This window comes from Burkholderia sp. COPS, from assembly GCF_019425585.1.
Classification (GTDB): domain Bacteria; phylum Pseudomonadota; class Gammaproteobacteria; order Burkholderiales; family Burkholderiaceae; genus Burkholderia; species Burkholderia cepacia.
This window is the reverse complement of the sequence record NZ_WIXR01000013.1, coordinates 58,728-71,646: the sequence shown is the minus strand read 5'-3', so window position 1 is coordinate 71,646 and position 12,919 is coordinate 58,728. Positions and strand designations below refer to the sequence as shown.

12 protein-coding genes are annotated in these 12,919 nt (G+C 67.5%); 5 read left to right on the top strand and 7 right to left on the bottom strand.

Translation table 11 applies throughout. From position 1 onward, the window contains the following. Positions 1–32 precede the first annotated feature (32 nt). Entirely contained in the window at positions 33–1,271 is a 1,239-nt protein-coding gene (gene lysA / locus FOZ70_RS11050; protein WP_042977520.1) for a diaminopimelate decarboxylase, read from the bottom strand. 109 nt (positions 1,272–1,380) lie between these two features. Here lysA and FOZ70_RS11045 point away from each other — a divergent pair, with 109 nt between their 5' ends. Beyond that, positions 1,381–2,295 carry a LysR family transcriptional regulator gene (locus tag FOZ70_RS11045; protein WP_021162990.1) on the top strand — a complete coding sequence of 305 codons (915 nt, stop codon included), beginning with the start codon at positions 1,381–1,383 and terminating at the stop codon, positions 2,293–2,295. A 62-nt stretch (positions 2,296–2,357) separates the two neighbouring features. Continuing rightward, positions 2,358–2,957, top strand: a complete 600-nt coding sequence (locus FOZ70_RS11040; protein ID WP_219705885.1) for a GNAT family protein — start codon at positions 2,358–2,360, stop codon at positions 2,955–2,957. A gap of 113 nt (positions 2,958–3,070) precedes the next feature. Here FOZ70_RS11040 and FOZ70_RS11035 read toward each other — a convergent pair whose 3' ends face one another. Next, complete coding sequence (locus tag FOZ70_RS11035; protein ID WP_219705884.1) at positions 3,071–3,643, bottom strand: DUF4142 domain-containing protein; 573 nt, start codon at positions 3,641–3,643, stop codon at positions 3,071–3,073. 384 nt (positions 3,644–4,027) lie between these two features. Further along, the gene (locus tag FOZ70_RS11030; protein WP_219705883.1) at positions 4,028–4,651 is read right to left on the bottom strand and encodes an HAD hydrolase-like protein; all 624 of its coding nucleotides are present in this window, start codon (positions 4,649–4,651) and stop codon (positions 4,028–4,030) included. Positions 4,652–4,856: 205 nt separating this feature from the next. Here FOZ70_RS11030 and FOZ70_RS38040 point away from each other — a divergent pair, with 205 nt between their 5' ends. Both FOZ70_RS38040 and FOZ70_RS38035 read left to right on the top strand, forming a co-directional pair. Beyond that, a complete protein-coding gene (locus tag FOZ70_RS38040) occupies positions 4,857–5,300 on the top strand; it encodes a GNAT family N-acetyltransferase (RefSeq protein ID WP_027789537.1) in 444 nt (147 codons plus the stop codon). A gap of 57 nt (positions 5,301–5,357) precedes the next feature. Further along, positions 5,358–5,576 (top strand): DUF1653 domain-containing protein, encoded by a 219-nt coding sequence (locus FOZ70_RS38035; protein ID WP_006480837.1) that lies wholly within the window; start codon positions 5,358–5,360, stop codon positions 5,574–5,576. Positions 5,577–5,649: 73 nt separating this feature from the next. Here FOZ70_RS38035 and FOZ70_RS11020 read toward each other — a convergent pair whose 3' ends face one another. Together FOZ70_RS11020 and FOZ70_RS11015 are read right to left on the bottom strand one after the other, a co-directional pair. Further along, on the bottom strand, positions 5,650–6,861 hold the full coding sequence (locus FOZ70_RS11020; protein WP_021162984.1) for a crosslink repair DNA glycosylase YcaQ family protein: 1,212 nt from the start codon (positions 6,859–6,861) through the stop codon (positions 5,650–5,652). 381 nt (positions 6,862–7,242) lie between these two features. Further along, positions 7,243–8,631 (bottom strand): MFS transporter, encoded by a 1,389-nt coding sequence (locus tag FOZ70_RS11015; protein WP_059485450.1) that lies wholly within the window; start codon positions 8,629–8,631, stop codon positions 7,243–7,245. 364 nt (positions 8,632–8,995) lie between these two features. Here FOZ70_RS11015 and treA point away from each other — a divergent pair, with 364 nt between their 5' ends. Next, a complete protein-coding gene (gene treA, locus FOZ70_RS11010) occupies positions 8,996–10,771 on the top strand; it encodes an alpha,alpha-trehalase TreA (RefSeq protein WP_219705882.1) in 1,776 nt (591 codons plus the stop codon). A 76-nt stretch (positions 10,772–10,847) separates the two neighbouring features. On the opposite strand, the gene FOZ70_RS11005 is transcribed toward treA, so the two are convergent. Together FOZ70_RS11005 and FOZ70_RS11000 are read right to left on the bottom strand one after the other, a co-directional pair. Beyond that, positions 10,848–12,335 (bottom strand): carbohydrate porin, encoded by a 1,488-nt coding sequence (locus FOZ70_RS11005; RefSeq protein WP_219705881.1) that lies wholly within the window; start codon positions 12,333–12,335, stop codon positions 10,848–10,850. Positions 12,336–12,443: 108 nt separating this feature from the next. Then, positions 12,444–12,713 carry a hypothetical protein gene (locus FOZ70_RS11000; protein ID WP_219705880.1) on the bottom strand — a complete coding sequence of 90 codons (270 nt, stop codon included), beginning with the start codon at positions 12,711–12,713 and terminating at the stop codon, positions 12,444–12,446. Positions 12,714–12,919: the final 206 nt, after the last annotated feature.

The window sequence follows — 12,919 nt, the reverse complement described above, 5'->3', positions numbered from 1 at the left end:
CAGGCCGCGCACCCCGTTCCGTCATGCCGGCCTTACTCGAACGTTTCGAGCGCGAGCAATTCGTCGATCGTCTGCCGGCGGCGGATCAGCCGCGGCGTGCCGCGATCGACGAGCACTTCCGGCGCGAGCGGCCGGCTGTTGTAGTTCGAGGACATCGACGCGCCGTACGCGCCCGCGTCGTGCAGGAAGAGCAGGTCGCCGATCTGCGGCTGCGGCAGCTTGCGGTGCGTGACCACGCCGCCCGCGTCCTGCGTGAACACGTCGCCCGATTCGCACAGCGGCCCCGCGATCGCGAGCTCGACCAGCGGCCGTCCGGCCGGCAGCGCGCCATCGTGCGCGTGCACCGACACCGCGTGGTAGCTGCCGTACATCGACGGGCGCATCAGGTCGTTGAAACCCGCGTCGATCAGCACGAAATCGTGCTTCGGCCGGCGGTTGACGGCCTGCACTTCGGTGACGAGCGTGCCGGCTTCGGCGACGAGGAAGCGGCCCGGTTCGATCTCGATGCGCACCGGGTGGCCGAGATGCCGTTCGATCCGCTTGCGCGCGGCGTCCCACTGGCTGAAGTAGTGACCGACGTCGACGCGCGGCTCGCCGTCGCGATACGGGATCGACAGGCCGCCGCCGGCCGAGATCGCGTCGATGTCATGGCCGAGCGACGTGACGAGGTCGACCATTGCATCGCATACCTGCGACAGGTGGCCGTAGTCGACGCCCGACCCGATATGCATGTGGATGCCGACCAGCTTTAGCCCGTACTGGCGCACGATCTCGATCGCGCGCGGCACGTCGTCGATCCAGATGCCGTGCTTGCTCTGCGGGCCGCCGGTGTTGGTCTTGTTGCTGTGGCCGTGGCCGAAACCGGGGTTGACGCGCAGCCACACGCGGTGGCCGGGCGCGTGCTCGCCGATGCGTGCGAGCATGTCGAGCGAACCGGCGTTCACGGTCACGCCGTGCTTCAGCACCGCCGCGAGCGTCGGGCGGTCGATCAGGTCGGCCGTGAACACGACGCCTTCCGGCTCGCCGGCCGGGCTGAACCCGGCCGCGAGGCTGCGCTCGATCTCGCCGAGCGACACGGCATCGACGCACGCGCCTTCCTCGCGCATCAGCTTCAGGATATGGACGTTCGAGTTGGCCTTCTGCGCATAGCGGATCACGTCGAACTGACGCAGTTGGGCGATGCGGTCGCGGATGACGTCGGCGTCGTACACCCACAGCGGGGTGCCGTATTGCTGCGCGAGCGTCGCGAGCTGGCGGGAATCGAGGGACATGGCGGATGAATCGGGTCGAATGAACGGATGACGTGAATGATGCGCCTGTTTATCTATGCAGTAAAATGCCTATTTATCGAAATTCGATTCACATTTGATATAGACGATCATGCTCACGCACCGCCATATCGAGGTCTTTCGCGCGCTGATGGTCACCGGCAGCACGACGCGGGCGGCCGAGATGCTCTATACGTCGCAACCGACGATCAGCCGCGAGCTCGCGCGCATGGAGCAGGTCGTCGGTTTCGCGCTGTTCGAGCGCGCGCACGGCCGGTTGCGGCCGACGATGGCCGCGCTCACGCTGTTCGACGACGTGCGGCTCGCGTATGTGGGGCTTGAACGCGTCGCGGCCACGGCCGCGCGCCTGCGCGAGTTTCGCGACGGTCAACTGTCGGTGATCGCGCTGCCGGCGTTCTCGCACGCGATTCTCCCGGGCGCGGCGCGCCGGTTTCGCGACGCCCATGCGGGCGTCAGCCTGTCGGTCGAAACGCAGGAATCGCCGATGCTCGAAGAGTGGCTCACCGCGCAGCGCTACGACCTCGGGCTGACCGAGCACGACGTCGCGCCGGCCGGCACCGTGCTCACGCCGTTGCTCGAAGTCGACGAAGTATGCGTGCTGCCCGACGGCCATCCGCTGCTCGCGCAGGATGCGATCGATCTGCCGGATCTCGCCGATCGTCCATTCGTGAGCCTGTCGCTGAACGATCCGTACCGCATCCTGATCGACGAGGCGTTTGCGCAGCTCGGCGTGGCGCCGCGCTCGGTCGTCGACACACCGTCGGCCGTGTCGGTGTGCGCGTTCGTGCGGCAGGGGCTCGGCGTCGCGATCGTCAATCCGTTGACCGCGCTCGATTTCGTCGGGCGCGACCTGCACGTGCGGCCGCTCACCCGGTCGTTTCCGTACCGCGTCAGCGTAATCGTGCCCGAGCACCGGCCGAAAAGCCTGCTCGTCGATGCGTTCACCGATGCGCTGCGCGGCGAGGCGAAGGCGATCCGCCGCCGGCTGGCCGCGATCCTCGGCTGACGCGGCCGTATGATGGGCGTTTCGCCGCCATCGCCGTTTTTTCGTCTTTTCCGGAACCGCTCATGACCGATGCTTCCGCTTCCGTCGAACAACCGATTCTCACCGGCGAACGCGTCGAACTGAGGCCGCTCGAACGATCCGATCGGCAGGCGCTGCTGGACGCTGCCGCGGACGGCCGGTTATGGCACCTGAAGGTCACGGTCGTGCCGGGCCCGGACACGATCGACGCGTATATCGACACGGCATTGCAGGGGCGTTCGGCCGGCACGGTGATGCCGTTCACGATCGTCGATCGCGCGTCGGGCCGCGCGATCGGCAGCACGCGTTTCTGGAAGATCGATCGCAAGAACCGCAAGCTCGAGATCGGCCATACGTGGTTGAGCGAATCGGCGCAGCGCACGCGTGCGAACACCGAAGCGAAATGGTTGTTGCTGGGTTATGCGTTCGACGTGCTGCAATGCGTGCGCGTGCAGTTCACGACCGACGAGCTGAACGAGAAATCGCGCGCGGCGATCCTGCGGCTCGGTGCGAAGCAGGAAGGCATCGTGCGGCACGAACGGATCATGCCGGATGGCCGCAAGCGCAATTCGGTGCGCTTCAGCATCATCGACGACGAATGGCCGGAGGTGAGGGCGCGGTTGATGGCGAAGCTTGCGACGTAACGTGTCGCGTATGACGTACGGCGTGCGTCGCGTCGCGTCGCCGGAGGAGGGCGGCGACGCGACGGCAGGGGAAGGAGCCGTGCGCCGCGCACGATGCGCGGCGCGGCGGCGCGTTACTGCGCCGATGCGAGGTGGTGGCGCTCCGCGAGCTTCTGCGCGTCGGCGTAATGCTTCTGCAGGATCGGCAGCGACTGGCGTGCGACTTCCTTCAGCTTCGTGTCGCGGCCCGATGCGATTTCGGCCTGGAAGGCCGAGATGGCCTTCTGCTGGCCGGCGAGCGCGACCTGCTCGATGTACGCCTTGTCGAACTCGGCGCCGCGCAGGGTCTTGATGCTGTTCAGCACGGCCGTGTCGGGGTCGTTGGCGGGCACGTCGACGCCGCGCGGGCTGGCTGCGCGCATCGCCTGGATGATCTTTTCATCGTCGGTCGACACGCGTTGCGCGAACGCCTTGACCTGGCTGTCCGACGTGCGCGAATCGGCGATGCGCGCCGCGTCGTGCTGCGTCGACACCGTTTTCGTGCCGTCCGTGATGAATGCCTGGTCGGCTTCGTGGATGCGCGTCGCGGTGGCGGCGGCCGGCGCGGCCGGTGCCGGTTGTGCGGTTTGCGCGGTCGCCGTCACGGCGACGAGAAGCAGGCCAGCGGCAGACAAGGCAAGGCGCGAGACGTGGGGAAAGCGGTTCATGGGACCTCCTTTCAATCGGGGCTCTGGTTGAAAAACGGATCGGATGATCCGTCGCTGTGCGAGAGACCGGGCGCGCCCGGGCCGGATTCGACCGCCGCTCTGCCGCGGCGCCGGTCGAAGTGTTTCCCGGCCCGACTGATTCTAGGAGGGCGATCCGGTAGCAGGTGCTACCGCGCTGTGGTTTGTGTAACGGTTGGTAAGACGAATCGATGAGCACGCGTGCCGGCAGGTATTGCGTACCTGTCGCGTGCGTGGCGGCGGCAATTTTTGCGCGCATGCGGCGTGCGGAATGCACGTGGGTGTCATCCGCCAGTCATCGACTTGCCGCGGTGACGCGCGCGTCGAGCGTCGACGCTGGCCGGCATCGCGATGCGCGCGAACGTGTCACACGCAGTCGAGCAATGCGTCGAGACGCGGCAGCAACGGTGTCGTGCAATGTGCCTGCAACGCGTCGGGCGCGGTGTAGCCCCACGCGACCCCCTGGAATGCGATGCGCGCGCGTCGTGCCGCGTCGGCGTCGCGGATTTCATCGCCCACGTACAGCACTTCGTCGTTGCGCAGGCCGGCTTCATGAACGAGTGCGCGCAGGCGACGTGCCTTGCCGAACAGCGGAATGCCGCACGCGAAATGTTCGACCCGGCTGCTGGCGTGCGGGCCGAGCCGGTCGCGCACGATCTCCTCGGTATTCGACGTGGCGATCGCGATGCGGATGCCGCGCGCGGCGAGCGCGTCGAACGTTTCGCCGACGCCGGGGAACAACGCCACTTGCGCGACGCGCGGCCGCATCAGGCGACGCATGTCGATCGTCACGCGCGGCACTTTCCACATCGGCACGTCGAGCGCGCGAATGATGTCGCGCGCCGACATCCCGCGCAGTGCCGGGCGCAGCTCGGGCGTGGCGTCACGAAAGCCGTGCATGCGCGACGCTTCCGACAGCGCCGCGAGAAAACTGTCGAGCGAATCGGCGAGCGTGCCGTCGAAGTCGAATGCGATGAGGCGGTAGGGCATGAAGCGGCGTGGCAGGTTATCGGGCAGACGACATTGTCACCGAATCGCGGCCCGTCGCCCGTGCGGTCGGTTGCGCCCGCGGCGAAACGAGAGGGTCGAGCAGCGTCTTCGCGTCGTCCGGATGATCGGCACTGTACCTTGTCCCCCGCCGCGCCGCGCGGTATCGTCGACACTTCGCTTTCCACCACCCCGACCGGAGACCGACGTGCCTGCTGCCACCCCCGCCACGCTGAGATTTTCCACCGACAAGCGCGAACTCGACGTCGACGCGATCTTCGACTTCCTGCATCGCGACGCGTACTGGTCGCAGGGTATTCCACGCGACGTGGTGGAGAAGGCGATCGAGGGTTCCCTGTGCTTCGGCGCGTATATCGGCGACCGGCTCGTCGGCTTCGCGCGCCTCGTGACCGATCACGCGACGTTCGCGTACCTGTGCGACGTGTTCGTGCTGCCTGCCGAACGCGGCAACGGCTACGGCCGCGCGCTGATCGACCACGTGTTCGCGCAGGAGATGGTGCAGGGCCTGCGCCGCATCATGCTCGTGACGTCCGATGCGCACGAGCTGTACCGGCCGGTCGGCTTCGGGCCGTGCGCGAACCCCGAGCGCGTGATGGAGATCCGCCGCCCGGACATCTACGCGAAACGCTGACGCGCGGCGCAGCGCATACAATACGCGCTTTCCGTTTTTGCCGAAGAGAAACCGATCATGACCGAACAGGAAGCCGAACAGCTCGCGACGCATCGCCATTACAAAGGCGGGCTGTATCGCTACATCGGCGTTGCCCGCCATTCCGAAACCGAGGAATCGGTGGTCGTGTACGAACACCTGTGGCCGCATGCGCGCGGGCTGTGGGTGCGCCCGGAAGCGATGTTCAACGGGAACCTCGAAGACGGCACGCCGCGTTTCCGCAAGCTGCGCGACTGATCATCGGCCGGCCGCGTAAGCCGGCCTTGCGGGCCGGCTGCGCGAGCCGAATGTCAAGCCGTATGCGCGGGTATCAGTCGGCGGCCAGCGCCTTCACCAGTTCCGGCGGTGCGTGCCGGGTCGTGACTTCCGGCGTGCCGTGCCACGCCGCGAGTTTCTTCACCGCCTTCGCGACATCGGCGGCGAGCCCCGTGCCGAACCGCACGCCCGGCTCGACATGCACGGCCTTCAGTTCGAACGTGCGGAGCGTGCGATGCGCCTTCGCGTCGACGCGCCCGACCAGCCGGCCGCGATGCAGCACCGGCAGGCAGAAATAGCCATAACGCCGCTTGTGCTCGGGCGTATAGCATTCGATCGTGTAGTCGAAACCGAATAGCGTCGATGCACGCCGCCGGTCCCATACGACCGGGTCGAACGGCGACAGCAGCGTCGTGACCGTCGAGCGCAGCGTGTCGGCCTCGGCGGCCGGCAGCAACGCTTCGAGCGAGCGATGCACGTAGGCCGGCTCCTTCCAGTCGTCGATCGCCACCGGGATCAGGTCGCCCGCGTCGGCGAGCTGCTCGAGCTCCGCGCGGTACGAGCGGCGCGGCAGCCGATAGTAGTCGGCCACCCAGTCCGCGCGCACGACGCCGAGTGCACGGCACGTGTAGTCGAGCAGCGCGGGCAGCACGGCTTCGCGCGGCGGCAGGTCGCGCGTGTCGTCCCAGCCGGGCAGCACGCGCTCGCGCACGTCGTACACGCGCTGGAAATTGCGGCGTTCCGACACCATCAGGTCGCCCGTCGTGAACAGCACTTCCAGGTGGCGCTTCTCGGGCTTGCGATCCCACCAGCCGTTGCCCTTCACGCCATCCTCGCGCGCGAAATCGGCCGACCGCACCGGGCCTTCCTCGCGAATCCGCGCAAGCAGCCGTTCGATCTCCGGACGATTCTGCTCGTGCCAGTCGGCCGCATATTTCCAGCCCATCCCCGACGGATCGAGCATCTTGTAGCGCATCAGGCCGAACTGCTCGACCGGCAGGAAGCATGCTTCGTGCGACCAGTATTCGAACAGCCGCGCCTCGGCGAGATGTTCGTCGAGCCATTGCGGCGAGAAATCGCCGAGCCGGCTGAACAGCACGAGATACGGGCTGCGCGCGACGACGTGGATGGTATCGATCTGCAGCTGCGCCATCCGGCGGATCGTGTCGAGCACGTCGGCTTTGGTCGCCTTGCGGCGGGGCGGTGTCAGCAGGCCCTGCGCGGCGAGATGCAGGGCGCGGGCGGCGGCGGGCGAGAGCGTAAGCATCGGAGGGGCGGCCGGGAGTGATGGTCTGGAACCACTTTAGCGCGAAAGCGGCGCGCGCGTGCGACGTGCCGATGCAACGTGTCTGACAATGGTTGACAGATACGTTTCGCAAGTTTCCCTATAGTGCAGTCCATGGCGCGACGAAATGTGCGCGCAACGATTCCGCTTCCGACGCACATATGTCCATGGCACGCAGGAAGCGAATCCGGGATTCTCAACCCCCATCGGGAGACCCGGAGCCCTGAGCGGACATCCATGCGGCTGTGCACCGGCCCCGTGTGGATGTCCGCTGATTTTTTTGTTTTTTCCGGTTTGCTTCGCGGGCGGTTTTCCCTGCTGCCCGTTCTGCCCTGTCGCTATTCCCGATCGTCCGACTGATTGCTACTGCCGCTTGCCGCGCGCGACTTCGTCGCCGGCGCCGGGCGGCAGCCGCCGCGTGATCGGAATCGATGCGAACGAGCACAGCCCGACCACCAGGAACGCGGGCCAGAAATCCGACCACACCATCTTCTGATGACCCTGCAGCCAGTGCGAAACGTGCAGCACGAGGCCGGCCACCGTCACGCCGAGACCGAGCGACATCTGCTGCACGACGCTGCCGAGGCTGGTCGCGCGGCCCGCGTCGCGCGGCGAGATGTCCGCATAGATCATCGAGTTCAGGCTCGTGAACTGCAGCGCGGGGAAGATGCCGCCGACGAGCACGATCAGCCAGATCGCCCAGGTCGCCATGCCGGGATGGAACACGCCGTACGCGGCGATCGCGAGCCCCGCGAATGCCGCGTTGTAGATCAGTACCGTGCGGAAGCCGAAGCGGCGCAGCGTATGCGTGGCGGTCGAGCGGCTGACCGCGCCGCCGAGCGCGGACGCGCACGTAATGAGGCCCGAATGGAACGCGCTCATGCCGAGCCCTTCCTGCAGCGCGAGCGGCAGCAGGAACGGCACCGCGCCGAGGCCGATGCGGAACAGCGACCCGCCGACGACGCTCGCGTGATACGTCGGGATCTTGAGGAAGCTGAGGTCGAGCACCGGGCGTTCCTTGCGGCGCGCGTACGGCACGTAGAGCGCGAGCAGGACGGTGCCGGTCACGCACATGGCGAGGGCGTTCGAGCGCGACGTGAGCGCACCGTCGATCAGCGTGAGGCCCATCAGCAGCAGTGCGGCGCCGCTGGCCGACAGCAGGAATCCGAACCAGTCGAGCGGGCCCGGATCGGGCTCGTGCGTGTTCGCGATGTGCTTGCTCGCGAGGTAGATCCCGTAGATGCCGATCGGCACGTTGATGAAGAAGATCATCCGCCAGTGCAGGTAGGTCGTGATGAAGCCGCCGACGAGCGGCCCGACCGTGGGCCCGAACAGCGCGGGAATCGCGAGGTAGTTCATCGCGCGCACGAGATCCGAGCGCGGCACGGCGCGGAAAATGATGATGCGGCCGACGGGCACCATCATCGCGCCGCCGACGCCCTGGATGAAGCGCGCGAACGTGAGCACGCCAAGGGAATTGGATGCCGCGCACATCAGCGAGCCGACGACGAAGATGCCGATCGCGGTGCGGAACACGGAGCGCGCGCTGAAGCGGTCGGCCAGCCAGCCGCAGATCGGAATGAACACGCCGAGCCCGACCACGTAGGCCGTGATCGCAATGTTCAACGTGACGGGGCTGTGCCCGAAGTCCCTCGCCATCGCGGGCAGGGCGGTGACGATGATGTTCGCGTCGACGCTTTCCATGAACAACGCACAGGCAACGATGAGCGGTGCTAGAAAGACGGGCGACATGGGCTGGGCGCGCGGTAAAGACGCCATTATGCCCACAATGTGACCGTTGAGTCACGTACGACAACAGATGTTCCGCATAGTGCAACAGTCGTTCTTTTCGCGGGCGGCGCGGAAAGAACGACCGCGCAAACGCCGCGCATGTATCGCGTTTGTGCACCGCACGCGTCGGGATCGCGTCCACGCGACGCAGGTCGCCTGCGCGAGCCGCGCGAATCGAAACTTGCTTGATGTGCACGTTTCGTGCGACAGTCAGGCCCACTCGCAACACAAAACGACGCGCATCGATCGAGGGCCATCGAGACGAGCGCGCGCGCGAACGAGACCTCGTGCCGACCCACTCACCATCGAAAGGAGGGGACACGTCATGACGTCACGTCGTGCCGCATCGATTGCATCCCGCGTCTCAACGCGCATCCCGACGCGCTTCTCAACCCGTTTCTCAACCCGCTTTCCGCTCCGTCGCTCACCGCCGCTCGGGCGCGCCGCGCCGCGTCTTCGCTGGGCCGCCGCACTGGCCGTCGCGTATCTCGCCGTTGCCGGCTGCGCCGCGCAAGCCGACAACGCGAACCGGGCCGCCGCGCCGGCGGTCGATCAGTCGGCGGCGCCCGCGACGGCCGCGGTTGCCGGCCCCGCGTCGGGCACGCTGCTGCCGCCGCCGAGCCAGCTCTACGGCGACCTGTTCGTCGCCGTGCAGACCGCGCAGATCTATCCCGACCAGAAGACCTTCGTCGACGCGACGCCCGACAGCGATCCCGCGACGATCGTACAGTTGTATCAGCAACAGAAATCGCAGCCGGGCTTCTCGCTGAAGGCGTTCGTCGGCCAGCATTTCACGCCGCCCCCGGAAGGCGGCGTCACGCCGCCGCCGAACCAGACGCTGCGTCAGCACATCGACTGGCTGTGGCCGCAGCTCACGCGCACGAGCACGACAGTGCCGCCCTACAGTTCGCTGATTCCGCTGCCGAAGCCGTATGTCGTGCCGGGCGGCCGTTTCCGCGAAGGCTACTACTGGGATACCTATTTCACGATGCTCGGGCTGCAGGTGTCGGGCCGCGAGGATCTCGTCGACGACATGCTCGACAACTTCGCCCATCTGATCGACACGATCGGGCACATCCCGAACGGCAACCGTACGTACTATGCGAGCCGCTCGCAGCCGCCGTTCTTCGCCTATATGGTCACGCTTGCCGCACAGGCCGAAGGCGACAAGGTCTACCAGAAATATCTGCCGGAACTGCGCAAGGAGCACGCGTACTGGATGCAGGGCGAAACCACGACGCCACGCGGGCAGGCCACGCGCAATGTGGTCGCGATGCCCGACGGCGCGGTGCTGAACCGCTACTGGGATGCGAGCGATACGCCGCGCGACGAGTCGTATCTCGAGGACGTGACGACCGCGAAGTCGGTGCCGGGGCGCCCGGCGAACGAGGTGTACCGCGACCTGCGCGCGGGTGCCGAAAGCGGCTGGGACTACAGCTCGCGCTGGTTCGGCGACGGCAAGACGCTCGCGACGATCCGCACGACGTCGATCGTGCCGGTCGACCTGAACAGCCTGATGTTCCATCTCGAGACGACGATCGTGAAGGGCTGCGCGCTCACGCGCGACGTGGCCTGCGTGACTGATTTTTCCGGGCGCGCGGCGCGGCGTGCGGCCGCGATCAACCGCTATCTGTGGAACCGTCGCGGTTACTACGGCGACTACGACTGGCAGTTGCGCAAGCCGCGCGACGCCGTGACCGCCGCCGCGCTGTATCCGTTGTTCGCAGGCGTTGCGTGGCCCGAGCGCGCGAAGGCGACCGCGCGCGAGGTGCGCAAGACGCTGCTGCAGCCGGGCGGCCTCGCGACGACCACCGAGAACACGGGGCAGCAGTGGGACGCGCCGAACGGCTGGGCGCCGTTGCAGTGGATCGCGATCGACGGGCTGCGGCGCTATGGCGAACCGGCGCTCGCGAAGGACATCGGCACGCGTTTCCTGTCCGACGTGAAGCACGTGTATGCGACCGAAGGCAAGCTCGTCGAGAAGTACGTGGTCGAAGGCGCCGGCACGGGCGGTGGAGGCGGCGGCGAATATCCGCTGCAGGACGGCTTCGGCTGGACCAACGGCGTCACGCTGAAACTGCTCGGGCTGTACGGCGAGTGACGCGCGGCACGGGCCGCGCGCTTGCACCGCGAGAGCACGCACGGGCCGTCCGGCCCGTGTCTGCATCCGGCGTGCGTCAGAACACGATCGTCGTGCGCACGCCGACCACCGTTTCGTCCCCGATGCGCGCACCGGCCGCGTTCGGGTTCGGGATGCCGCCGCCCGGACGGAAGAAGTGCTGCAGGTCGGCCTGCAACTGCCACCACGGCGTGACCTGGTACTGGTAGGTTGCCTCGACGACCGTTTCCGCGCGGCGTACCGGATAGCCGGGTGTCGCGTATGCGCCGGTGTCGCCGTCGAGGCCGCGCGCATGCGAGCCGATCTTTGTGTAGCCGACCGCGAGACCCGCGACGTCGTTGTCGCGTCCCTTGAACGGCGCCTTCAGCGTCACGCCTGCATTGGCGGCGAAATCGACGGTATTGCGATCGCCCGGCGCGCCCATCACGCGCGCGAACACGCCCACCGAGCGCGGGCTGTCCGGCGACGGCCGCCACACCATCTGGTCCGCGACCGCATAGAAACTGTAGTTGCCGCGATGCGTGGCCGGCATGCCGTTGCTCGCCGGATTCGCGAGCGACAGGCCGTCGGTGCCGTAGCGCGGATCGTTCGCATGCTGCGACTGATACCAGAAGCCGAGCTTGTACGTACCCGGCAGGCCGGCCGGCTGCGGCGCCTTCGGATCGGCGGGCGGCGCGTTCAGCGCGTATTGCACTTCGCCGATCACGAACGCGCCGCTGCGCAGGTTGAAGTTGGTGCCGTGCGCGTTCAGCACCTGCGCATCGCCGTCGGTGCGGCCGGCCGGATTGCCGTCGAACACGCCGACCATCGCGGTCCACGCATCGGCGGGCTTCACGCGCAGCCGCACGCCGAGCGACGACATCGGATACGCGGGGCCGCCGGCCGGCAGGTCGGTCGACGGCAGCACGGGCCAGCCGAACGTGGCGTTCATGAAGGCCGACGCGTTCTGGCTCACCATGAATTCCTGGTCGACGCTCTGCTGGCCGACCTTCACGTCGACCTTGCCGTCGAGCAGCGACTGCTGGTACCAGAGCTCCCACAGGCGCGTGGTCGAATTCGCCTCGATACCGGTCGCGGTCTGCAGCGTCTGCAGATAGCGTTGCGTGAGGTTGGTGCCGTGAATCTGCAGCGCCGACACGTTGAACGTGCCGCCCGGCAGGCCGATCGCCTTGCCGGTGTCGACGTCGAAGCCGAATTGCGTGAGCCCCTGGTAGGCGCCGCCGCGACCCGTGCCGCCCGACGTGTTGTACAGGTACTCGCTGGTCTCCTGCAGGTTCAGCGTGATGCCGTGATCGCCGAGCACGTCGCGCAGGCCGCCCATGTTGCCGAGCAGGTTCGAGCGTTCCCAAAGGCCGACGGGAGCGGGCGCGGCAGCATCGGCGGCCTGTTGTGCGGGAGCGGCGGCGTCACTGGCGCCGGCCGCCGGTTCGGCCGCGGCCGGCGGCGACGATTGCGCGAACGCGGGCGCGGCGGCGAGCGACAGCAGCAGCGCGGCGAGCGCATTGAGGCGGAACGAGCGCGGGACGGGTTCGAGGTAGTTCTTCATGTGGGTTCCGTCGGTGGTTTGATTAGTTACGCTGAAGAAACGAAAACGTGGTGCGGCGAGCTTGACGCGGCGGTACATGGCACATGCCGCCGCCGCGCGGGGCGGGGCTTACGGCAGCCAGCCGCCGATACGCCACACCTGCGCGAAGCCGAGGCGCGGCGCGGTGGAGCACAGCAGCGCGACGAGTGCGACCGCGGCCGCCATCACGGCGAACAGCAGGCAGTCGAGCGGGCGGGGCGCTGCCGGTACGTGGGCGAGCGCCGAGCTGCGCCAGTTGCCGAGTGCATGGGCGAGCGGCGAGAGGCCGGAAACGAACGAGCGGTCGCATGCGACATGCACGATGCGCTTGAGCCTGACCGCGAGCGATTGAAGAAACATGACACTGCCTCCGTCCGGTCCGGCGGAGGCCGGACGACGTGATCGAGCGCGGGCGCGTGACGCGGCCTGCGATCGGAGGGTGGAACGTAACGGAGCGTGCAACGGACGAACCGGCGATGGCCGGCCCGGAAGGAAGCGCGCTAACCCGACGAATGCGAGCTAGCGGCGTAAGACATGCGTCTGGCTGCTATCTCGCGATGGCTTGG